At 54.6% G+C, this 22,456-nt stretch carries 25 protein-coding genes; 17 read left to right on the top strand and 8 right to left on the bottom strand.

What is annotated here, in order from left to right; all coding sequences use genetic code 11:
* Positions 1-31: 31 nt before the first annotated feature.
* A complete protein-coding gene (locus I5192_RS12980; RefSeq protein WP_255611844.1) occupies positions 32-2,257 on the bottom strand; it encodes a DUF1989 domain-containing protein in 2,226 nt (741 codons plus the stop codon).
* Positions 2,258-2,460: 203 nt separating this feature from the next.
* On the opposite strand from I5192_RS12980, the gene I5192_RS12975 reads away from it, so the two are divergent.
* Positions 2,461-3,471: a LacI family DNA-binding transcriptional regulator gene (locus I5192_RS12975; RefSeq protein ID WP_170625029.1), complete on the top strand. Its 1,011-nt coding sequence runs from the start codon at positions 2,461-2,463 to the stop codon at positions 3,469-3,471.
* 659 nt (positions 3,472-4,130) lie between these two features.
* Here I5192_RS12975 and I5192_RS12970 read toward each other — a convergent pair.
* Positions 4,131-4,979 (bottom strand): LysR family transcriptional regulator, encoded by an 849-nt coding sequence (locus I5192_RS12970; protein ID WP_223117007.1) that lies wholly within the window; start codon positions 4,977-4,979, stop codon positions 4,131-4,133.
* A gap of 86 nt (positions 4,980-5,065) precedes the next feature.
* On the opposite strand from I5192_RS12970, the gene I5192_RS12965 reads away from it, so the two are divergent.
* The 4 genes from I5192_RS12965 (at position 5,066) to I5192_RS22530 (ending at position 8,529) form a co-directional block, all read left to right on the top strand.
* Positions 5,066-5,533, top strand: a complete 468-nt coding sequence (locus I5192_RS12965; protein WP_223117006.1) for a cytochrome c — start codon at positions 5,066-5,068, stop codon at positions 5,531-5,533.
* A gap of 13 nt (positions 5,534-5,546) precedes the next feature.
* Positions 5,547-6,455 carry a cytochrome c gene (locus I5192_RS12960; RefSeq protein ID WP_255611841.1) on the top strand — a complete coding sequence of 303 codons (909 nt, stop codon included), beginning with the start codon at positions 5,547-5,549 and terminating at the stop codon, positions 6,453-6,455.
* Between the two features lie 163 nt (positions 6,456-6,618).
* Positions 6,619-7,500, top strand: coding sequence for a cation diffusion facilitator family transporter (locus I5192_RS12955; protein ID WP_223117005.1), 882 nt, complete (start codon positions 6,619-6,621; stop codon positions 7,498-7,500).
* Positions 7,501-7,659: 159 nt separating this feature from the next.
* Complete coding sequence (locus tag I5192_RS22530) at positions 7,660-8,529, top strand: hypothetical protein (RefSeq protein WP_255611839.1); 870 nt, start codon at positions 7,660-7,662, stop codon at positions 8,527-8,529.
* A 74-nt stretch (positions 8,530-8,603) separates the two neighbouring features.
* Here the strand turns inward: I5192_RS22530 and I5192_RS12945 are convergent, their stop codons facing one another.
* From I5192_RS12945 to I5192_RS12935, 3 genes are all read right to left on the bottom strand, one after another.
* Entirely contained in the window at positions 8,604-9,251 is a 648-nt protein-coding gene (locus I5192_RS12945) for a response regulator transcription factor (RefSeq protein WP_170392761.1), read from the bottom strand.
* Positions 9,248-10,390 carry a sensor histidine kinase gene (locus I5192_RS12940; protein ID WP_170597576.1) on the bottom strand — a complete coding sequence of 381 codons (1,143 nt, stop codon included), beginning with the start codon at positions 10,388-10,390 and terminating at the stop codon, positions 9,248-9,250. The genes I5192_RS12945 and I5192_RS12940 overlap by 4 nt, the downstream gene beginning before the upstream one ends.
* 364 nt (positions 10,391-10,754) lie before the next feature.
* Complete coding sequence (locus I5192_RS12935) at positions 10,755-11,153, bottom strand: MerR family transcriptional regulator (protein WP_223117004.1); 399 nt, start codon at positions 11,151-11,153, stop codon at positions 10,755-10,757.
* A gap of 99 nt (positions 11,154-11,252) precedes the next feature.
* Here I5192_RS12935 and I5192_RS12930 point away from each other — a divergent pair, with 99 nt between their 5' ends.
* Positions 11,253-11,576, top strand: a complete 324-nt coding sequence (locus I5192_RS12930; protein ID WP_223117003.1) for a hypothetical protein — start codon at positions 11,253-11,255, stop codon at positions 11,574-11,576.
* A gap of 4 nt (positions 11,577-11,580) precedes the next feature.
* Positions 11,581-11,832, top strand: coding sequence for a GDCCVxC domain-containing (seleno)protein (locus I5192_RS22525; protein WP_255611837.1), 252 nt, complete (start codon positions 11,581-11,583; stop codon positions 11,830-11,832).
* A gap of 199 nt (positions 11,833-12,031) precedes the next feature.
* On the opposite strand, the gene mntR is transcribed toward I5192_RS22525, so the two are convergent.
* Complete coding sequence (gene mntR / locus I5192_RS12925) at positions 12,032-12,484, bottom strand: manganese-binding transcriptional regulator MntR (RefSeq protein ID WP_223117002.1); 453 nt, start codon at positions 12,482-12,484, stop codon at positions 12,032-12,034.
* Positions 12,485-12,600: 116 nt separating this feature from the next.
* On the opposite strand from mntR, the gene I5192_RS12920 reads away from it, so the two are divergent.
* Genes I5192_RS12920 through phnE form a run of 4 tightly spaced genes read left to right on the top strand, consistent with a single transcriptional unit; the run spans position 12,601 to position 16,824 of the window.
* Positions 12,601-14,454, top strand: a complete 1,854-nt coding sequence (locus I5192_RS12920) for a cytochrome c peroxidase (protein WP_223117001.1) — start codon at positions 12,601-12,603, stop codon at positions 14,452-14,454.
* Positions 14,454-15,314 carry a phosphate/phosphite/phosphonate ABC transporter substrate-binding protein gene (locus tag I5192_RS12915; RefSeq protein WP_223117000.1) on the top strand — a complete coding sequence of 287 codons (861 nt, stop codon included), beginning with the start codon at positions 14,454-14,456 and terminating at the stop codon, positions 15,312-15,314. Before I5192_RS12920 ends, I5192_RS12915 begins: the two co-directional genes overlap by 1 nt.
* Positions 15,311-16,081, top strand: a complete 771-nt coding sequence (locus I5192_RS12910) for a phosphonate ABC transporter ATP-binding protein (RefSeq protein ID WP_223116999.1) — start codon at positions 15,311-15,313, stop codon at positions 16,079-16,081. The genes I5192_RS12915 and I5192_RS12910 overlap by 4 nt, the downstream gene beginning before the upstream one ends.
* On the top strand, positions 16,081-16,824 hold the full coding sequence (gene phnE, locus I5192_RS12905; RefSeq protein ID WP_223116998.1) for a phosphonate ABC transporter, permease protein PhnE: 744 nt from the start codon (positions 16,081-16,083) through the stop codon (positions 16,822-16,824). Before I5192_RS12910 ends, phnE begins: the two co-directional genes overlap by 1 nt.
* Positions 16,825-16,831: 7 nt before the next feature.
* Here phnE and I5192_RS12900 read toward each other — a convergent pair whose 3' ends face one another.
* Both I5192_RS12900 and I5192_RS12895 read right to left on the bottom strand, forming a co-directional pair.
* On the bottom strand, positions 16,832-17,581 hold the full coding sequence (locus tag I5192_RS12900) for a transglutaminase family protein (RefSeq protein WP_223116997.1): 750 nt from the start codon (positions 17,579-17,581) through the stop codon (positions 16,832-16,834).
* 97 nt (positions 17,582-17,678) lie between these two features.
* Complete coding sequence (locus I5192_RS12895) at positions 17,679-18,107, bottom strand: helix-turn-helix domain-containing protein (RefSeq protein ID WP_223116996.1); 429 nt, start codon at positions 18,105-18,107, stop codon at positions 17,679-17,681.
* A gap of 177 nt (positions 18,108-18,284) precedes the next feature.
* Here I5192_RS12895 and I5192_RS12890 point away from each other — a divergent pair, with 177 nt between their 5' ends.
* From I5192_RS12890 to I5192_RS12865, 6 genes are read left to right on the top strand one after another with little or no spacing between them, the layout of a single operon-like run.
* The gene (locus I5192_RS12890) at positions 18,285-18,884 is read left to right on the top strand and encodes an SCO family protein (RefSeq protein WP_370644311.1); all 600 of its coding nucleotides are present in this window, start codon (positions 18,285-18,287) and stop codon (positions 18,882-18,884) included.
* A gap of 5 nt (positions 18,885-18,889) precedes the next feature.
* Entirely contained in the window at positions 18,890-19,312 is a 423-nt protein-coding gene (locus I5192_RS12885; RefSeq protein WP_170424835.1) for a disulfide bond formation protein B, read from the top strand.
* Entirely contained in the window at positions 19,309-19,968 is a 660-nt protein-coding gene (locus I5192_RS12880) for a thioredoxin domain-containing protein (protein WP_223116995.1), read from the top strand. The genes I5192_RS12885 and I5192_RS12880 overlap by 4 nt, the downstream gene beginning before the upstream one ends.
* A gap of 18 nt (positions 19,969-19,986) precedes the next feature.
* Complete coding sequence (locus I5192_RS12875; protein WP_170611858.1) at positions 19,987-20,466, top strand: copper chaperone PCu(A)C; 480 nt, start codon at positions 19,987-19,989, stop codon at positions 20,464-20,466.
* Positions 20,466-21,092, top strand: a complete 627-nt coding sequence (locus tag I5192_RS12870) for an SCO family protein (protein WP_223116994.1) — start codon at positions 20,466-20,468, stop codon at positions 21,090-21,092. Before I5192_RS12875 ends, I5192_RS12870 begins: the two co-directional genes overlap by 1 nt.
* On the top strand, positions 21,089-22,456 hold the full coding sequence (locus tag I5192_RS12865; protein WP_223116993.1) for a M23 family metallopeptidase: 1,368 nt from the start codon (positions 21,089-21,091) through the stop codon (positions 22,454-22,456). Before I5192_RS12870 ends, I5192_RS12865 begins: the two co-directional genes overlap by 4 nt.

Here is a 22,456-nt window from a genome sequence, read left to right as displayed (position 1 = left end):
TTTCTCCCGTTGCGTTGAGTTGCATGCGCCTTCAGGCGCGCGCCCGCTTACGTTGCGGGTCTATGAATGGAATATCCGAGACGGTGGCTCGCAGGCGTTTCATCCGCCCGTCGAGTTGACCGATCTCAAGTTGAGTGCCGTTTTCCGCGTGTTCGATGGATAACCGTGCCATTGCGATTGCGTGTTCCAGCGTCGGTGATCGGGTGGCAGACGTTACCACACCTACTTGCCGTTCACCTGTATAGACGGGTGCACCGTGCGCTGGCACATCATCGCATCCGATTAAAAGTCCTTTGAGCGCCCGACGTGGCTCGCGCAGGTTGCGTTCCAGTGCGGCTTTTCCAGTGAATTCGGTTTTTGTCAGATCGACGGCGAAGCCAAGACCAGCCTCAAAGGCATCGACACCCGGCGCAAACTCGGCATTGGCCGCGGCCAGCCCCGCCTCTATCCGGATGACGTCCAGGGCGGCCGAGCCCATTGGCGTGATCCCAAACTCTTCCCCAGCCGCCATCACCGCATCCCAGATCGCAACGGCGTCGGATTTGGAACAGAAGACCTCATACCCCAACTCACCGGTATACCCCGAGCGTGACAGCATAAACGGCGCACCCTCGCGGTCACGTAGCCGCGCGACGGTGACGCCGAACCATTTCAGATGATCCAAGCCTGGCACATGCGGTTGCGTAAAGGCGATCTTGCGTAGCAGTTCGCGCGACTTTGGCCCTTGAATGGCCAGGTTGGGCATTGCTCCACGCAATGCATGGATCCGCACTTGCAGGCCACGCGCATCGGCCAGTTCTTGCAACGCGCGCCCGCTTTCTTCGGTGCCGCAACACCAACGGAAGATTTCGGACGCAATTCGGAACAGGGTGCCATCGTCGATCACCGAGCCGCTCTCGTCACACATCAATGTATAAGACCCGCGCCAGACCGGTAGCTTCGCCACATTGCGCGTGGTGGCCAATTGCATCAGAGCCTCGGCATCCGGGCCGACAATATCAAATTTGCGAAGTCCGCTCATGTCCTGAACAGTCACCGCCTCGCGACACGCCCAGTATTCACCCAACGTGCCGTGGGCAGGGTAACTGACGGGCGCCCATAGGTCGCGCGCAGGTGCGAAATGCTGGGTTAACGGGGCCAGACGGTCGTGAAAGGCCGACTCCTGACTGATCGACATGGGCGCGTCTTCCTTTTCACGATAGGCAACCGCACGGCGGATGGGCGTTTCGGGGCGGTAGATGCGTACATGCACATCGGTCGGGTTCCAGCCATTGATGGGATCAATGTCGTCCGGGCAGGCGGTCGAGACGCAAACCAGATCCTCAAGCGCGCGCATGGCGACATAGTCACCGGGACGCGAGTGGGATTCCTCGGTTAGAATGTGATGGTTTGTCGGGTCGATCCATGTATTCCAGAAGAAGTTGATTGCAGGCCACGCAGCCCGCTGTGAAACACCGTGAGGGGCCAAGGCATTTGACATATTATCCGAACAGTTCAGATGGCCGGGGAACCCTCGCTCCTCATACCCGCGAGCGGTACAGGCTAGCCCGAATGTGTCATGCCGACCGCAGGTATCCTGAACCACATTCAACAGCGGGCGCATCTCACGATCAAAGAACTTGTCCAGCAAGCCGGGGCCGGGATAGGCACGGCGCACCATCGACCGAGTGGCAGTTGAATCGATCATCCATTCCTGGCCACGATCCAGCCCATCAGTTCGCAGCGCCATGAAGTCAGAACACTGCTGGCCTTCAATGTCGATGATTTGAACAAATTCTCCAGCCTTCAGTTCATAGGCCAGAGCGCTGCCGCGTTGCACGGTGAATTCGTCCCGTGTATCACCCAGCAAAGGTGGCAAAGGCGGCCCTTTGACCATTGCTGGTTTGTGCAAGACTGTGATGTTCCCGGTCGCACTGCCTTCAATCAACCCTGTAACCCCGGTTGTACTTATCACCCAGACAGTAACCGTGTGGTCTGCGCGGAGAATCAGCGGCTCGGGTATGTGGTCCAGCCTGTGACAGGGAACCTGCCGACTGCCGCCATGCGCCGTAACCCAAGTCAGGAGCTGTGTACTATCAAAATCGTCCCATTTGACGTGCCCGGTTGCTGTCAAACTCAGCGCCGCCAGTCCCGACTTTCCATCATTGGTGAACGCCACAACATCCAGTGCTTGCTTTGGACCAACCCCTTCTATCGAAAGCAAATCACCGTGCTTTACGACCAGTCGAACAGCCTCACGTGGGGTAAGGATGTGCATGCGGGTGTCAGAAGCGTTCTGAAACCCAGGAAACAGGCGGCCAGGGCTGTCAAACCCCGAGTTGGTAAACGCGTGTAAGACGGATGACCCCTGCATATCGCTGCTGAATTCCCAAAATGTAACTAGTTACAGAGGTTGATGAAACTAGTTACATATGTCAACTCTTTACTCAGAAATCCGCGAAATGGACACCAAATCCTACGATGCAAAAAGCCCCAGAGCCTAAAAAACGCGCAAATCTCAGAGATGTAGCAAAGGCTGCGGGCGTGTCTGTCGCGACGGTGTCGCGCGTGTTGAACGAACCGAGTGTGGTTAAGAAAGATACTCTGGAAAAAGTTCAAGCCACCATCGCTGACCTCAAATTTGTCCCAAGTGCGGCCGCGCGCGCGATCAACTCCGGACGCACTAGATTTGTCGGCGCATTGGTCCCAACTCTGGACAACGCAATCTTTGCCCGCTTTCTTGCGGCGCTAGAGCGCAAGCTGTCGGACCACCAATTGTCACTGATCGTAGCAACCACCGAGGCAAATCTGGATATCGAAGCCAAGAAAGCCAAAAGCCTGCTGGATATCGGAGCTGAGGGGCTGATTATCACCGGAGCCACACACAATGCCGCGCTGCTCGATCTGATCGAGCGCACTATGTTGCCAACAATCATTACGTCTTTCTTTGACCCCGAAAACCCGTTGCCGACCATCGGGTATGATAACGCAGCCGCGGCGCAACTTGCATTGCAGCACCTTGCAGATCTCGGACATCGGGACATTGCTGTCGTACATGGCCCGGTTCACGACAATGATCGCACACGAGCTCGCCTTGCAGGCATTACAACCTTTCCCTTCGCTGGAAATCTTTCAACCTTCGAAACCGAGATCAGCCATCAGGGCGGAGTAAACGTTGCAAAACACCTCGGCGGTCTAAACACCAAGCCAGATGCAATTTTATGCCTATCTGACGTCGTTGCGCTTGGGGTTTTGCTTGGTCTTCAAGCGCAAAACATCAGCGTCCCGGATCAGATTTCTATGATGGGCGTTGACGACCTTCCAATTTCGTCCGTGACCGTTCCGCCTCTGACAAGCGTGCATCTACCTGTTTCTAAGATGGGTGAACGAGCAGCAGACGCGCTAGCCGATTGGATCGCTTCTGATCAGGCACCTAAATCCGAAGAGCTCGCCACACGACTCGTTGTTCGGAGCTCTACAAAACGAATTTAGACGACCTGGGCATCACGATTTGCGAAACGAGCGAGGCTATGGATGATGCCGAAGGCCTATTACGGGCTCTGATCACCAGCCGGCACAAACCACAGTGGATGTCAGAGAGAAGCGCGTTTGCTCATTGGTCGAGACGCAGCTAATACCTGAGAAATTCTAAGAAGGGCGCTGACTAATCGGAAATGCCTTGACTTGCGAATGTTAGTGTCTGCGCTCCTCTAAGGAAAAATAACATATAAAATCAGTAAACTAATATCTATCGAATCGCAAAGCTATATGTCTCCCCGCATTCCTGTTGTTTAAAGTCAAGCGAACCCGACCTAACCGTCATAGTTGGACCAGACAAGCGGTGGACGTTCGTCATCAGAAGACGCCCCCAATGTTAGACATTAGTTGAATTTGACATTTGCTTCATAAACTAACCCACCGCCTCCAGTTCATGCTCCGACGGACTGTTTGGTTTGATCTGACTTCCCTTTCGGAAAATCAGAGCTGATTTGTAGGTCAGGCAGCGAACAATGGGGTTGCCTTAGAGGTCAGCCGCGCCTTTTGCGACGTTAGTAACCTTAATGATCGCGCGTTTCCTGCCACCGGACGAAACCCTTGAAGGCCTGAAAGCGTACAGTCCGCCCGAGCGAGGGCGCGACTTCCCGTTGTTCTCAGCGGCAGAGTGTTTTGTTGGCTATGCGATCAATCAAAGCTCGTTGTACAATGGCAAACCTCGGAGTGTGTGCTATTTCATCAAGTGTCGCGACCCACAGTGGAACATCAATTCTAGGATCCATCTCGCTCGATAGCTGAAGCCGAGGGTCCGCGTTCCCGATGAACAAGGGCAGAAACGCTCTGCCCACCCCAGATGCAGCCATCTGCTGAAGCACTAAGAAGCTATCTGCTCCGTTGGTCATTTCATCCGCACTGACATGATCGGCAAGCCATTTTGCTGGAAGAGAACGACTCAATGCCCCATCAAGCCGCAACCATTTTTGATTGGTGCCGCCGTCGTCGAAAACTCCAAATGACAGCGTACCTGCGCGTTCCCCAACAAGCCCTTCTTCAAGTTTTATGGAGGGCCTTACGGCGATGTCCGCAGTTAATCTCGATAAATCATGATGGCTGTTGCCGCTCAATAAAGTCAGCTCCAAGCCAGGGTACAACTGGGATATCTCTTTAAGTATTTGGGGCAAAACAAGCTGGCAAAGGCTGTCAGTTGACGCGATACGTACGTGACCTACCGGAGACCGGTTTGCTCCTACAAGCGCACGTTCGACCGATAGCACCGCATCTTCGACGCTTTCCATAGCCGACAGAACTGCTCTGGCCTCGGGCAGGGCGGAGTATCCCGAAGGGCTTTTCTGGAAAATCACACAGCTATTGCGCTCTTCGAATGCGGCCACCCTTCGCAACACGGTCGCATGCGTGACGCCCAGTGCCGCTGCCGCTGCATTGAGTGAGCCGTATTTGCTTACGGCGAGCGCGTACCGAATATCATCCCAGTTTTCGTTGTTCATAAATTAACAAGTGACGACCAATAACAAACAATTACAAGAAAAATCGTTCAAGTTAACATTCGGAGCATTAAACAGGGAGACACATCATGAAGAAGAAGTTCTCAGTATTCGCGACCGGTCTTTTGTCATTGGCCGCCATTGGCACAGCCATCGCCCAAGAAAGTGAAAACCCAGCTGTGAAAGCTCGTACCTCAATCATGCAACTCTATGCCTTCAACCTTGGTACACTTGGCGGAATGGCTAAGGGAGAGGTCGATTATGATGCCGAGGCCGCAACTCGGGCCGCGAATAATCTTGTTGTACTGACACAAATCGATCAATCCGCGATGTGGCCCCAGGGATCTGACAATGTGTCCGATCCGACCACCCGTGCATTGCCTGCGATCTGGGAGAACTTCCCTGACGTGGGTGCAAAAGGGCAGGCCATGGCAGACGCCGCTGTTGCGATGCAGGCTGCGGCAGGTCAAGATGTTGATGCCCTGAAAGCAGCGATGGGCGATCTGGGCGGAAGCTGTTCGGCATGTCACAAAGCATACAGAGCTCCAAAGAACTGATTGGGCACTAACGGTGCGGCGCTTTCTTTTCTTTGTCGCAATCGTCATTGTTTTGGTCGGGTTGGCCGGTTTGGTCCTGACCCGACCTCAACGAATGGATCAATCACGACTCGACGGTTTGAACCCAGATCTTGCCAGAGGTGAAATCGTGTTCCACGCGGCAGGATGCGCATCCTGTCATTCAGCGCCGGATGCGATCGGTGAAGACAAGCTAGCGCTCGCTGGTGGTCGCCGGTTTGAGACGGAATTCGGCACGTTCATTGCCCCCAACATTTCCAGTGACCCGGAAGCTGGTATCGGATCCTGGTCTGCCCTGGATCTGGCCAATGCCTTGATCTATGGAACCGGACCCGAAGGGCAGCACTATTTCCCAGCGTTTCCCTATACCTCTTACGCCAACATGTCGGCCGAAGACGTGGTTTCGCTACACGCATTCCTCGGCACGCTGCCAGCAGCCGCAACGGAAAGTGTTGCGCATGACGTAGGTTTTCCTTTCAGCGTTCGGCGCGGATTGGGGGGATGGAAGCTCTTGTTCATGTCGCCAGGTTGGGTGCTCGATGGGGATCTAACCGACCAACAACGACATGGCCGGTACTTAGTGGAGGCTCTTGGCCATTGCGCTGAGTGCCATACACCACGCAACGGCTTAGGGGGCATGCAACGCGATCTCTGGTTGACGGGAGCACCAAACCCCAGCGGAAAGGGGCGTATCCCCGGCCTGACCGCAGACCAGCTTGATTGGTCTGAGGCAGACATTGCCGAGTATCTGAAATCCGGCTTCACACCGGATTATGACAGCGCTGGTGGTGAGATGGTGGACGTCATCGAGAACACATCACGCCTCACGGATGAGGACCGTTTGGCGATTGCCGCCTATCTCAAAGCTGTTCCTGTTTCGTCGACGGGGCTTCCATCCGAATAACAGTCGTTTGGCGCTATGCGGGGGGCCAGATGCTGTCGTCGGTCGCCAGTACGAAGCTGTGAGGCCTATTCCCTTTTCACCAAACACCTGTTTTACATTTTGAACTTCGGAGCTCAGCAATAGCTCGAGTTTCTGTTTATGATTGACTGAGGGTCGCGGCCAAATGACACAAAAAATCGCTCTTTGGTCCATTCCGATGTCCATTGCGGTACTGGCCCTGAAACTGTTGGCTTGGTGGCTGACAGGCTCGGTGGCTTTGTTGTCGGACGCAATGGAATCAACCGTGAATGTTGTCGCGGCTTTGTTGGCGTATTTCGCAGTTCGGGTTGCCAATAAGCCCCCTGACCAAAACCACCCCTTTGGTCATAAAAAAGCTGAGTATCTTTCAGCCGTGGTTGAGGGCGCGCTGATTGTGTTGGCGGCGTTCTTGATCATCAGAGAAGCTGTACTGGCGCTCCCGAACCCGCATCTTGAGGATGCGCCGCTGCTTGGAATTGCCGTCAATATCGTTGCAACGGGTGTGAACGGTGCATGGGCCTACCTCTTGCTTAGGACAGGTAGGCGCGAGGGATCGCCCGCCTTGGAAGCGAGCTCCCGCCACATTTTTACGGATGTTATGACTTCTGTTGGTGTCGTCGCAGGACTGATACTAGCGCTTGTCACCGGCTGGTTGATCCTTGACCCGATCCTGGCAATTCTTGTTGCGCTGAACATCTTGTGGGAGGGCTGGAAAGTTATTCGGGCATCCGTCGATGGCCTGATGGATGTGAGCCTGTCGGAACATGACTTGCAGACTGTTTCTAATGCAATCGAAGCAAACCTTGGCGCAGCCTTAGAGTATCATGACCTCAAAGGCCGCAGATCCGCGAATGTTATCTTTGTAGAGTTTCACCTTGTTGTGGATGGCACGATGCCAGTCAGCGCAGCGCACGATATATGTAACGACATAGAGGAAGAACTAGAGTGTCTGTACCCGGGTTCCGTCTTTGTCATCCACCTCGAACCTGATGACGAGCTGAAAGGCGACGGGGTTAATCCTCACTAAACTGCTCATTTGGTTCTGCAAAAAATCTATTGGTTTGACTGATCTGATTAAGACGTTCGGCTTGAAATTCGTCAGACCTAAGCCCGATGTGGGAAAGTCGGACCGGTAGTAGCCTGTCTCCAATGTCACGAAGCGTGTCGATCAAAATTGGAGGCGAAAATGAAAATTCAAAGAAAGCTGGGTCAACTTCTAAGTACCGCGGCGTTGGCTTCGTTGATTGCCGCGACGCCTTATGTGCCAACCTTTGATAAGGATGGTCGCCTACTTTTTGAACCGTCATATGCCTTTGCCAAAAGCGGCAAAGGGAAAGACGGGGATGATCGTGACGATGACAGGGATGATGATCGTGACGATGACAGGGATGATGATCGCGACGACGATCGGGATGATAATTCGGGGTCGGGTAATAGCGGCCGTGGTGGCGACCGAGATGATGATCGTGATGACGATAGAGACGATGATCGAGACGACGACAGAGATGATGACCGGGACGACAATTCGGGATCAGGAAAAAGTGCTCGCGACGACGATGATGATGACGATAATGACGATGATGACTCCAAACGCTCCAATAAGGGCAGCGGAAAGAAGGATAAGTCTAATTCAGGGGGCAAATCGTCGGGTTCGGCTGGGATAACAAAGGTCGAAACGAACGCCAACGGCATTGAGGTGCGTTACTCGGACGGAACCAAGGAAGAGATCGAAAACGGGCGGTATGAGAGAAAGAATGCTCAGAACCGAACTGTTGAGGAGCGGGCCGCGACCGGCGCTGACGTTTCAAGGCTTCGGTCCTTGGCGAATGGTATCTCAATCGAAAATGTACGCTCATCTGGGCAAGGCGGCACTGCTGGAAGTCGACCCACGAAAATCGAACGCCAAGGCAACAATATCGAAGTGAATTATGCCAATGGTTGGAAAGAGGAGATCGAGTTTGGGCGTTACGAGTTGAAAGACCCGTACAACCGGACTGTTGTCGAAAGAAACGCAACGGCCTCTGATCGCCGGAGGTTACAGTCGGTTGCTAACTGAACAGCAACTTCAGTCGATAATCGTTGGCGGCTTCTCTTAGTGAGAGGTCGCCATAGTCGTCAAAGAGACCGCAGCTATTCTCCCTTGTTCCAAACATCATGTGCAATGAGCGCGGCCTCTACCCGATTTCGCGCATGAAGCTTGGACAGGACCGCGGTCATGTAGTGCTTCACGGTCTTTTCCTGGAGGTCTAACTCGTCAGCGATTTCACGATTACTCAGTCCTTTGGCCACACGTCTCAGTATTTCTTCCTCACGATGTGTAAGGTCATCTAGAATGCTGCTGTTAACAGACATGCCGGTGTCAGCGTTGATTTGAAGAAGTACCCGCGAGGCCAAGCCAGGAGAAACGAACCCTTCACCTGCGGCGATGCTGCGTAAAGAAGCGGTTAGTTCGCTTGCGGTTACTCCCTTCACAATGTACCCAATCGCACCCGCCTCCAAGGCGTCCGCGACATCGCCGCTGTTCTCTGAGACTGTCAAGATTGCAATGACAGGTGGATTTGCCATCGCCGCGATTTTACGTGTCGCGCTTATCCCGCCACCGGGCATCGAGAGGTCAAGAATAGCTATGTCCGGCTGATGCGTGCCGACCAGCGATACTGCCTCTTCAGCACTGGACCCAGCGGCTAAAACTTCGAAGCCATCGGCTTCATCCAACGTGCGCTGCAAACCATCCCTGAATATCGGGTGATCATCGGCTATTACGACAGATGTAGTCATGATGTGCCTAACTTTCTGGGAAATAGTGTCATAGCTATGGTGGTGCCTTCGCCCGGTCTCGATGCGACGTCGAACCTGCCACCAATGCTCTCGACCCGATCTCGCAAGCCCATAAGCCCCTGGCCACCATCGTCTCGCAACGCGGTTTCTTCTGACCTGTCAAATCCTGGTCCGTCGTCTGTGATCTTTACAACTATGCGGTCGTTCTGCGCCTCAGCGATAACAGTGCACTTGGAAGCTGGAGCATATCTAGCGGCATTGGAAAGCGTTTCCTGGAGGAACCGAAAAACGCACAGTTTGTCGGACAATGACAACTCCGGGGCCTGGCTACCCAGGAATGAAATATCCGGTCGCAACGGGCTGTGTTCGGCGTGATCCTCTACGGCTCTCTTCACAACATCGACGAGTGACAGGCTATCGATATCTGGCGCGGACAGCCCTCGCGAAATTGCACGAATTTCAGCCAGCGATTTTTGCAAAGACTGCTGAATTTCCACTGCCTCTTTAGGCCTTTCCGACTCTTTGGAAAACGCCGCCTCCAGCCTAAGGGCGGCGAGCGACAGGTATTGCGCAGGGCCATCATGTAGCTCAGCTCCAAGATTCTTGAGGAACCGATCTGTTTGCGTGGTATATCTTTCCGACGCCTCGACCACACGCGACCGCAGCAGCGCATTCTGCTCAGCCATCTTCTCACTTTCTTTCAACCGCTGTTTAAGAAGAGACCCCTGTCGTCGAATTGTTTTGTCGCCAATTGCGACAATGGAATACAGAACAATAGTACTTGCCAGAAATGCGGAGCCGACGACCAACCAACTTGTTCGCCTAGCCTTGGCTAAGTCTAACTCAAGCTGGTCAGCTCTTTCGTAGAACTCCGCAACTGCGATGATTTCGCCGGACCAGAGTTCGCGGATGGGGCTGTAAACTTCAAGCAGTGGTATCCCCAATGCCGCCTCGGCGGCGCTCTCGGCATGATCAAGCTCTTCGAAAGAGCCGGAGATATCTCCGCTCCACGCTCGCCTTAAATCATCCGTTGGATTGAAACGGTTTCCTATGATGTCTGTATCCGAGGCATGCGCAATCACACCGCCTTGCTTCCAGAATTTGTAGGAAACGATACGGTCACGCATTGGCTGGGTCATGAAAATCTCGTCCAGAGCCAGGCTCGCCTGCTCAGAAAGGCGGTCGCCATGTGCCAATTCCTGGCTGAGCGGGGAAACTACGCTTTCCATATACAGCGCTGCGGAGTTGGCGGAGTTTTGCACGACTGCGTTCTGAATTCGATTAGACACCCAGACCCCAACGATTGCGGTAGCAGTACCCATCACGAAGATACTGGCCGCAAGAAAGACTCGCGACAACGACCAATTGCCAATCGTCAGGTCAGTTACTTTCGCTCTCATCGTGAAATCGACTATGAACTACAATCTGTTACCGCACCACAGACCTTGGTCTGACCTGATCTGGCCAAATCTCAGACTCTGAGCTTCCGCCCGGTGGCCAGAGTCAGATATCATCCATCGTTCGCAGGCTTTGCAGCATCGGGCAGTGAACATTACCGCTATCACAATTGGCAGTAAGCTCACTCAAGGCACGCTCCAGACGTCTGAGCTCATCAATCTTGCTTCGAACGCTGGCAATATGCGCCTCGGCCAGTTCTTTCACTGACCAGCAGTCTTCGGCACTTCCTTCTGACAGCTCTAAAAGCGCCTTTGCGTCTGGGAGAGGAAATCCCAGGTCGCGGCACCTCTTCAAAAATCGAAGTCTTCCCACATCGCTTGCTGCATAGAGGCGACGATTGTTCAGAGCTCGCACGGGTCTTGGTACGATACCTTCGCGTTCGTAGTAGCGGATGGTTTCTATGCCAACCCCGGATTGCCGGGAAGCCTCACCTATCGCAATCATGTGAAGTGCCTCCACTTGATCCTGTAGTTACTACAGGAGTTATACGCTCTGAATACCGGTGCTTCAACACAATCAAATCGAGCATCTCGGGAGCAAAAGATGAAGAAATACGTGAACCTCAGCTACTTGGGATCGGTTTCAGCTCTGGGCGTCGCAACATGCTGTGTTCTTCCAATGGCCATGATGTTGTTAGGCTTGGGCGGCAGTTGGTTGGCAGTATTCGGAAAAATAGCGGCGGCAAGCTACTATGTTCTCGCCGTCTCAACAGCGCTGGTCGCGGTTTCGTGGTTCTTAGCGCATCTAAACGGGACGTTGGCAAATCTGAAATGGTGGCTTGTCGGAAGCACGGCGACTACCGCGTTGGCATGGGTCATCGTGTTCAATAAGGCTCAAATCAACGACTATCTAATCATGCAGATGTGAGACAATGACAAATCAAACTGTGGTGCTCGATAGCATTTTGACCTGCCCTCGGTGTGGGCACGTTGAAACCGAGAAAATGCCAACTGACTCGTGCCAGTGGTTTTATGAATGCAAATCATGTGAGGCAGTTTTGAAACCGTTGGAAGGCGATTGCTGTGTCTTTTGTTCCTACGCGACTGTACCGTGTCCGCCAATTCAGTTGGGGGATAGCTGCTGTAGTAAGGCCACTGCCGCTAAAGGTTTCGATCCCCAATGAAAATAAGTGAGCTAGACCGATTATTACCTTGGCTGCTTGGGAAAAGATTCAATCATTAAACCCGCTCAATTTTCGCTTTTCAGATGCGACAAGGGTTCGTGCGGGGCTAGTGCAACGGCCCAACAAAGGTTTAAGTGGTCTTAGTCTTTCTAAAACTAAGAGTGCCAGAATTCGCCAGCACAACTTAGGTTTTTAGTTTCTACTTTGTTTCCTCAGTCCGCCTAACGAACCCTTTGAAAACTGCAAGAGTCTCTTCGCTTACATGATGCTCAATACCTTCAGCATCATGCTCTGCGACTTCCTTTGAAACACCCAAGGCGATCAGGAAATCCACGACAATTCGGTGACGCCTTCTACAAGCTTCCGCCAATTGACGCCCGGCATCGGTCAGTTGAAGTGAGCGGTAGGGAATTTGTTCTATGAAACCTTCTCGTTTCAAACGGGCCAAATTCTTCGAAACCGTAGGTTGGGTTACGCCCAACCGCTCGGCTATTTCGACCGGGCGCGCCGAGCCATTCTGATGGATCAACTCCGCAATAAGTTCAACGTAGTCTTCAACCATTTCGCTTTGGTGGGCCTGTCGCACAGCCTCAAATCCACTCGCCTGAGTGTCAATAGTACGATCTGAATCTTGCGGTGTCGTTTCAGTCATCGGCTCACGATTAGGTCGGTAATCCAGTCACTAGTGTATGCACCTGAAAGCCGAACTTGACAATGAGCATGCCTTCATCAATAAATTAGACAAGGCTAACTTTAATAGACAGAGCTATGAAGTATCTAATAGCGTCCACACTTCTTTGCGCATTGCCAGTGATCGCCGATGCCACGGCGATTGAAGAATCTCCTTGGGCTCCGCGCGCTGCCGCGTATCGACTGACCTTGTTCATGGGAAATCTAACCCCGGTTCCCTGGGGTGAAATTGAGAGGAGTTGGACCTCGCCCGCACCTGGCAGTGACATTCAGGTCGCTCCATTGTCACGCGTTTCCGACAAAGAGGCGCTTGCGATCAACCAAGCTATGCAAGCCGAAGATCTCCAGGCGCTGTTCGAAGCAAGCACAATTGCCATTGCTGAGGGAATCCTGCGCCATCTGGATGTCGCAAAGACCGCGTTGGGTCAGCCTGAAGCGGCACGCGAGGTTGCGCAAGCGGCAGCTCTGTTCCGCGCATTCGAAGATGGTATCAAGGCTGCGGATGCGTCGGCGGCTCGCGATCTGGGCCGGGCATGGCTGGTTCTGAACTCCACCCTTGGCAGCGCAGGAGTACTGGGCAATGGTGCACAAACGGTGGATGCCGACCAATTTGCAGAAGCTCAGGCCATTGTCGCTGCCTATATTCGTGCCAACTATCTGCCATCCGAGTATGCCCAACGCGACAAGTTAACACCGCTGCCTGAAACAGTTGTGCTTTCCGGCGAACAAATCACAATGCCCGCCACGCTGCCGCCAGGGTCAAACATCGGAGATCAGGCGCAGCTGCCACGGCTGGTTCTTCAGTTTGAGGAGGCGGGTGAGGATGAAGCCAATCTACCGCTGGTGGCCTATGGCGACATGCTGTTCGACAGCCCTGAAATCTTCGGCGGCCCGGCGCGCGAGTTAGGCATCGCCTGCTCGACCTGCCACAACCGCTCCGACGTGAACCGGGATTTCTTCATTCCCGGCCTGTCATCCCATCCGGGTGGGATGGATGTGGACGGTTCGTTCTTCAATCCAATGTTCAATGATCGGACCGATGATCACTTGGATACGCCTTCCATGCGCGGCATCCGCTTTACCGCACCTTATGGCCGCGACGGGCGCGAACCCAGCCTGCGCCGGTTCATCCGAAATGTGATTGTGACCGAATTCGCGGGAAAGGAACCAACGCCGTTCCAACTGGACGCGCTGGAAGCCTATGTCAAACAGTTCGACTTTCTTCCCAACCCAAAGATCGATCGGTCCGGTAAGCTGACGGATCTGGCGTCAGATGACGCCAAGCGCGGGGAGGTGCTATTCAACACCAAATTTGCAGGACTTGGTGACAAGTCCTGCGCTTCGTGTCACACGCCTGACCGTCAGTTCCGCGATGGTCTGACCTACGACATCGGCAGCGCTGAACCACCATTCCCCGGCGGCACGGCTTCTGCGTTCGAAACCCCGACGCTGCGCAACGTCAATTTCACTGCACCTTACATGCATGACGGATCGCTGCCGACGCTGGCCAGCGTTGTTGACTGGTTCAATGATACCAAAAATTTGGGTTTGGACGAAGCACAGCGCGCAGATCTGACGGCCTACGTCGAAGCTGTTGGAGACGGTGAAGAACCCTATCAAGTATTCGAGGGTCGCAACAGCGTATTCCGCTTGTCCTGGGAGGAGCTGACAACATTCGCCAGCACGCTCGATACCCTGCTGCCGATGCAGGATGCCGAAAACATAGCGGTTCTGATCGACACGGTAGCTCCTGATCTGGCGGCGGATGCCAGTGTCATGGTCAATCAGAACGCCAAGCCCGAAATCTACGAATTCGCCGCGATCCTGCGAGCGGTTGGCGATGCCAGCGCCGAAGGAAACTGGACCGAAGCCACCCGCCAGTGGGAACTGTTCAAGGCCATGCAGGCCGAAATTGACGAGAGGATGTTCTGATGTTGTCGCGCCGCAATTTTCTGGGTGCTGCAGCCGCATCTGCAGCCCTGCCCGTAATGGCTGCAACTGACCAGGGGCTGAAGCTGGCCTTCATCCCGCAGGAGAACCCCGAAAAGCTGTTGGGTGACATCAACGTCATCACCGGCTGGCTTTCAGAGCAGATGGGCGTCCCGGTCACGGGGTTTGTCACGTTCGACCACGCTGCTGCCGTCGAGGCGTTGCGCAACGGTGATGCCGATATCTCGTTCATGGGAGCGTTGCCCTTTGTGTTGGCCGAAGACCAGATCGGCGCCGTACCGCTGTTGTCCGAGGTTTATCGCGGGCAACCCAGCTATTCGGGCCGTGTCTTCGTGCGACGTGACAGCGGTATCGAAACGTTGGCCGATCTCCGGGGACATGACATTGCCTTTTCTGATCCGGTCTCGGAATCCGGTTACATCTATCCGCTTGATCTGTTTGTGCGCGCCGGGCTGTTCTCGGGCACGGGCGATGCTGACAGTTTTTTCGGGCAGAAATTTTTTGCCGGTGGTTATCAGCAAGCGATGCAGGCCATGGCCAACGGACTGGTCGATGCTGCGGGCGCGAGCCAGTATGCAGATCTCTACCTGACTCCGGATCAGCAGGCCGAGATCAGGGTGCTCGCGGAATCAGAACAAATTCCCAGCCACGCAATCATTGCCCGCCCTGATCTGGACGCCGGGCTGCAGGCAAAGTTCATTGAAACCATGCTGCGCCTCAACGAGAGTGAGAACCGTCACCTGCTGGCTTACCTTTACGGCCCGGACGGCTATCTCCCTGCAGATCCATCGGTTTACGAAGGCGTGCGCGAAACTGCGCGGCGGTATGGGTTTCTGAAATGAACCCTGTAGTTTCACTCAACGCGGTATCGCAGCACTTTGCCAGTGCGGCAGCTCTTTCAGATGTTTCGCTGTCGGTGCAGCCCGGTGAAAGCGTCGCGCTACTCGGTCCTTCGGGTGCGGGCAAATCAACGTTGCTGGCGTTGTTGGATGGTCGTTCGAGCGGTTGGCAGGGAGAGGCCCAGGTGCTGGGCAAGTCACTTTTGGCAACAGGAATTCCATCCCGCGAGGACCGTGCCAATACTGGCTTTGTCTTCCAGGAATTCGCATTGGTTGATCGGCAGAGTGTTTATCAGAATGTGATGAACGGTCGGATGGGCCGGATGACTATCTGGTCCTCACTCTGGGGTCGGTTTCGGGAAGAGGACCATATGTGTGTGACACGAGCGCTTCAGGATACGGGGCTGTCCGATCTGGCAAGCCGCCGTGCCGATCAGTTGTCGGGTGGACAACGGCAGCGCGTTGCGATTGCCAGATGTCTGGCACAAGAACCCGAGTTGATCCTTGCGGATGAGCCCGTCAGCAATTTGGACCCTGCTCACGCCGAACGCATTCTGAGCCTGATCACCAGCTCTGCACGTAGCCGCGAAACCGGCGTCATTTTCAGCTCGCATCAGCCCGACCTGTCACGCCGCTTTGCTGAGCGCATCATAGGCCTGCGAGATGGCGTGGTATTGTTCGACAAACCGTCGGCTCAGTTGACCAGCGGGGACATCGATGAACTGTATCACGGTGCCGGTGTCACATCGGGGCTGCGTGTAGTCAGTTGATGGGTCGATCCGTCATTTGGGTCATGCTGGTGCTGGCGATCCTGTGGTCGCTGACCAGCGGAGATATGGGATTGGGCAAGCTGCCAGGCGCGGGACCCCGTCTGGCAGAGTTTTTGGGGCGCATGATCCCACCTGACCTGTCCGTTTGGCGCGAGGTTCTGACCGGGCTGGCGGAGACACTGAGGATCGCCATTCTGGGAACATTGTTCGCTGTGATCCTGTCGGCGGGACTGGCCGTTTTGGCCTCTGAAACTATGGTGCCAGCAGCGATCTGGCGTCCCGTCCGTGCCTTGCTTGCGGTTATCCGGTCGATCCCACTGATCCTGGTCGCTATGCTAATGGTGGGCGCTGTTGGGTTGGGCCCGCTTCCCGGTATTCTGGCAATCACATTTCACGCGACCGGCATGTTGGCAAAGTTCTATGCGGAAGCCATCGACAATGTTGCCACCGCTCCTGTGGCGGCGCTTGAAAGCGCAGGGGCCAACAGAATTCAACAGTTGCGTTGGGCAATCTGGCCGCAGATGGCGCCTGTGATCGTGCGCGATACCGTATTTCGGTTTGAGCTAAATCTGCGCGAAAGCCTGATACTGGGCATTGTCGGTGCCGGTGGCATCGGGTTGTATGTACAAACCTACGTACGGTCGTTTCAGTATGAAAAGGCTGCGACCGTGACGTTGGCAATCATCGTTTTGGTTTTATTGTCAGAGGCACTGAATACGGCCTTGCAAAAGCGCTTCAGTTGAAGCCCCGCTATGCATTTCCGTGTGTATGCGTGGCGGCCATTCGAGCCTTCAGCTTCCCATTGCGCAGGGAACGTACGCGCGCGTTCATCCAGTGACGGAATATGAAGCGATAGAGCCAACCACGAATGCTCCCGAAACTTTGCGCATGGTCAGCATAGAACGCATCCGGACTATCAAAAACGCCAAAATCCTTCACGATTCCGGTTTTCTGAATGTACGTGTCACGACCTTCCCATTCGACCTGAGGGGTGCTCAAACAACGGGTACCCGCCCCATAACCGCACAGGCTTTCTGTTTCTGCAAAGTTATGCTGCAAGGCCTCCAAGTATGGCTGATCCAGAATAAATCCTTCGAGGTTGACCCAACGACCGTCTACTTCGACTTCGACCCACGAATGCAAGATTTCTTCTGGCGCCAGCGGATAAATCAATTCGGGGACCACACCCCTCTGCAACTCTTTGTGGATCGTAAAGCCATGCAAACGGCATCGAATACCGCTGCCGCGAAACAGTGCCATCAAAAGAGTGCCCTTGGTATTGCATTGCCCAAAGCCGTTAGCGAGCACCTCTGAAGCCAGGATATCGTCTGCACGGTTGTAACCAAAGGCAATCTCGTTACGAACGAAATCATAAATAGCGCCAATTCGATCCCCGATAGGCAGATCGGGCCAGCGCCGTTCCGTTATGAGCCCAGAAATTGCGGGTGTTTCAAAATCAAGCAGAGGTGTGGCGGTTAACAACGGGTCTCGGTTCAGCATTTGGTCTCTCGTCGAATCAACTCAGAAAGACTTGTAATTGCTACAGTGACTGTAGCTTCAAGAGGCTATTTCCAGTTCGCAACAACGCTGCCTAGGGTTACGCGCCGATGTCTTCGTGATCAGTAAGACATTCGGAATGATCGCGTAGAACTTCGAGTACACGACAATCCGAGGTGTTGCCGCCACTGCATTCATGCACCATGCGCTCCAGTTCGGTCCGCAACGCTTCTAGCCGCGCCATTCTTTGCTCAATCTGTTTGAGTTGCCGGCGCGCAATACGGTCGGCTTCATGACATGGGCGATCCGGATCGTCGGACAAATCAAGCAGTTCGCGTATCGCTTCAAGCGAAAACCCCAGTTGGCGGGCGTGACGGATAAAAGCCAGGCGATCCAGTTCGGTATGGCCATAACGCCGCTGGCCACCTTCGGTGCGCCCCGGTTCCGGCATAAGTCCGATCTGCTCGTAGTAGCGGATCGTCTGAACCTTGGTTCCGGTCTTTTTTCCAAGCGTTCCGATCGTCAGCATCTGGGTCTCCTTACAAAGTTACAGCTTATGTAGGTTCGGGTTGGCACCGCACAATAGCACCTTCCAGCCGGTGGACCTGTGACACCCAGCCGCAGGCTCAAAATCCCCTTTGAACCTCTAGCAGGTAGAGGGTGTACATGCCGTTCTGAACCAAGAATCACAGGCGGACGGCTAACTTTGAAACTGACCGTATTTCAAAAAATCTTATGGGTACTGGCTGGTGTCGCAACGGCGGCATTTGCCTATCTGATGCTGTGGTCAGAATATAGACCTGCGCGGATTGAGGAGGGGTCTGTCCCGTTCGAAGCCAGGTTCGAACTGACAGATCACTCTGGCGTTGTTCGTACTCAGAACGACTTTGCGGGCAAATGGATGTTGGTGTTTTTTGGGTTCACCAACTGCCCGGACGTATGCCCTACAACACTGTCTGAGGTAGCAGCAGTGCAGGAAGGGCTGGGAAGCCAATCAAACCAAGTGCAACCTATCTTCGTATCCATTGACCCCGAACGCGACACCCCGGCAGTCCTGGCCGAGTATGTACCACTTTTCGATGCGGGGATCATTGGGCTTACAGGCACGCCAGAACAGATTGCGCAAACGTCCAAGACCTTCCCGATATTCTACGAACGGATCGAACAAGCCACTGCGCCGGATGGATATACGATGGGGCATACCTCTCATCTGTTTCTGTTCAACAAGGACGCTGGATTCGTCCAGTCCTGGTCATATGGCACGCCTGCCGAAGAAATTCTTGCGGATCTGAAACAGAGACTCTGAGCACCATGACCCGGTTTTCCAAAGATACACTTCTCGGCCTGGCCTGGGCGATTGCCTTGGTTGCTTCTCTTTCTGTTCTGTTCATTGGAGAGATCCTGGGGCAGACGCCCTGTGTGCTGTGCTGGTTCCAGCGCGCGTTCATGTTCCCATTGGCGATCGTACTGGGGCTTGGCCTGTGGTGGCAGGACCAGAACGTGGGGCGATACGGGATAGCACTGGCATTTGGGGGCGCTGCTGTCGCCTTGTGGCACATGGGCCTGTATGCTGGTCTGATCCCCGAAAAAATCCAACCATGCTCGGCAAGTGGTCCGTCCTGCACCGACGCAAATCAATCTGTTTTGGGCATCCCGATTCCGCTGATGGCGCTCGTTTCGTTTGCGCTGATCGGCGCTCTATGTGCTCTTTCACTCAAGGAGAAACAAGTATGAACAGACGTGGCATGATCTTGTCCGTTCTCGCGCTCGGTGGGGCCGGATTCGGGGCCGCCGCCTGGTACGTGAACCGAACGACTGCTTCAGGCAATATCGAGCCTGTCGCACCCGAAATCGCTGAAACACTTATCCGTTCTTACTCGCCTGTTCTCGGCCCTAAAGATGCACCGGTTACAATTGTCGAATTTTTCGATCCGGCTTGTGAAGCCTGCCGCGCCTTTCATCCGGTCGTGAAGGACATAATGGCTCAGCATGGAGACGCCGTGCGCGTTGTGATCCGGTACACCCCTTTCCATGGCGAGGGCTCAGAGGAGGCGATCCGCGTGCTTGAAGCGGCACGCATGCAGGGGGTCTTTGAACCGGTACTGGAAGCCGTGTTGCGAGAGCAGCCCAAATGGGCCGCGCATGGTGCGCCTGAGCCTGGTCTTATTATTCGAATTGCAGCAGCGGCGGGACTGGATGCCGAGGCAGCGCAGGCACAAATGCTTGCGCCCCAGACAGTCGGTGTTCTCAATCAGGATCGCGCTGATGTCGAAGCGGTCGGTATAAGGCAAACTCCGACATTCTTCGTCAATGGCAAATCTCTGGATCCGTTTGGTGAGGCTGAATTGAGACGCCTGGTCGCTGCAGAAGTTGCAGCACTGCAAAGCTGAGCAGTAGCGAGAGGTACTATGAGACTCACTGCAAAAAATACACTTCTGGCAGGTGTGCTTGCCGCATTCGGCACCACTGCCATTATATCGGCACCTGTACTGGCAGGGGGCGGCGATGTTGTCGTTGAAGATGCCTGGTCGCGCGCTTCAATTGGCACCAACCGACCTGGCGTCGCTTACATGACGATCCGCAACACCGGCAATGAGGCCGTCACGCTGACGTCTATCCGCACCGATCTTGCGATGATGCCCGAGATCCATCAGACATCGACCAATGCAGAGGGCGTCAGTTCCATGGCACCAGCTGGCGAGCTGGAAATTGCGCCGGGCGGTTCCGTAGCGCTTGAGCCGGGCGGGCTCCACGCAATGCTCATGCGGCTGCAACGCCCTATGACCGAAGGCGAGAGCTTTACGCTGACTCTGATCTTTGCCGATGGCGCAGAAAAGACTGTCAACGTGCCGATATTTGGCATTGCTGCGCGAGGCCCCGAGAACTGATGCAGCGGCGACGCGTTCTCAAATTCGGGGCTGCTGGACTTGGTGTAATCGGCCTGAATCTCTTTGCCGGATGGTGGCAAGTGGATGGGCCGGGAGCGGCTCAATCTGATCGCCTTCGTCCCCTTGCGTTGTCAGACATGAACTTTCGCATGGTTGATCACGAAGGGACCACCGTCACCCCGCAATCGCTCGTCGGACGTGCAACAATGGTGTTCTTCGGCTTTACCTACTGCCCGGATGTTTGCCCGACGACACTTTCGGATATTTCCCTCTGGCTGGATGATCTGGGCAATGACGCGGATGAATTGAACGTCGTGTTCATAACCGTAGACCCTGAAAGAGACACAGTCGAATCTATGGCCGACTATGTCAGCTACTTTCATCCGGCTGTCCGTGGGTGGGTCGGCGTTTCGGACCAAATCGCTCAGGCCGCAGACGATTTTCGCGCCACTTATGAAAAAGTTCCAATGGAAGATGGCGACTACACAATGAACCACACTGCAAGTGTATTTCTGTTTAGCCCCACAGGCGAATTTGTCAGCACCATCGACTATCATGAGCAGAGAGAATTCGCTGTGCCCAAGATCCGTCGTGCTTTGAAAAGTGGAGCGGATAAAACATCATGAACGCACGGTTTCTAGCAACCTCGGCAATCGCGATCAGCAGCGTCTCAATTGCTTCGATCGTGTTCATTGCCTCGAACAGGTCTGAAGTGACGGCGCCTGCGCCCACGGTCTTTCCGGTGCCCAAGCTTCCTGCGGAACCGCAGATCACATCGGCTCCGTTGCTGAACGTACCATCAGCAGAACTCGCTCCAAGCCCCGTTTCGTTTCGACCTGCTCAACCGGAACCCATTCAGGCAGAGGAACCTTTGCCACCTGTTGAACCGCCTTCACGGACATGGACGCGCGAACTTGCGTTGGGCGACACGCTCGACAGTTTGCTGTCTAAAGCCGGGATCAACGCAACCGATCGGGCCGAAATCGCACTTGCGCTTGGCGCTGAATATGATTTGCAGCGTTTGCGCCCGGGTCACTCGATAACAGTCGTTACCACCGCAGCGGATCAACCGCAGAGCGTGGAGCTTGCGGTGGAAGGTGGTGTAAGAATCGAGGTGATACTCAGCGAAACGTTGTCCACGCGCGTGGTCTCGCCAGAACCCGACACCGTCATTCTTGCCCGCAAAACAGAGATCGAAACTTCGATTTCAAATGCGCTGAGTAGCGCAAAGATCCCGGTTCGTTTTGCGGTGGATCTGGCGCAGATGCTGAGCGGGACAGTGGATTTTCGGAGGGATCTGACAGGTGGTGAAGCTCTCCGTCTTCTCTGGCGCGAAAAGAGCATCGATGGCGAGAGAACAGGCCAGCCAGAACTCATTTTTGCGGCGCTGGAGGTTGATGACCAACTTTATGAAATAGCATGGCCAGATGCCGAAAATGGCCGCGCCACAATCTATGTAGATGGTGAGCTTCTTCGCGTCTTCTCGCAGCCAGTCGAGGGCGCGCGCCTGAGTTCTGTCTTTGGTCGGCGGAAGCACCCGGTCTACGGAAATGTTCGGATGCATACAGGTGTCGATTTTGCTGCCGCACGTGGTACTCCGGTGCATGCGACGGCCCCGGGCCGCGTGTCTTATATTGGTTGGCGCGGGGGGTATGGGCGTGTGGTCGAAATCGCTCATGGATCGGACACGGTCACGCGATACACGCATCTTAGCGCAACCGCCGATGGTCTGACCAAAGGTCAGCGCGTGGAGGCGGGCCAGGTGGTTGGTCGTGTCGGGTCGACCGGCACCGCGACCGGCCCAAATCTTCATTATGAAGTATTGGTCGACGGGCGCCCGACAGACCCGCTTTCTGACGATCGACTTGCTGCCGCTGCGAATGACAAGGTAGAAAACGAAGCAGCGCAAAAGCGATTAAGTAGTGCACGGGCACAGCTTGAGAAGCAGCTGGGCGATCTCACTGCCAAGAAACGCGAAGTTAACTCGTGA

Origin of the sequence: Ruegeria sp. SCSIO 43209 (assembly GCF_019904295.1) — a bacterium.
GTDB lineage: Bacteria > Pseudomonadota > Alphaproteobacteria > Rhodobacterales > Rhodobacteraceae > Ruegeria.
The sequence above is the reverse complement of the archived record's forward strand: the minus strand, read 5'-3'. Positions and strand labels throughout refer to the sequence as shown.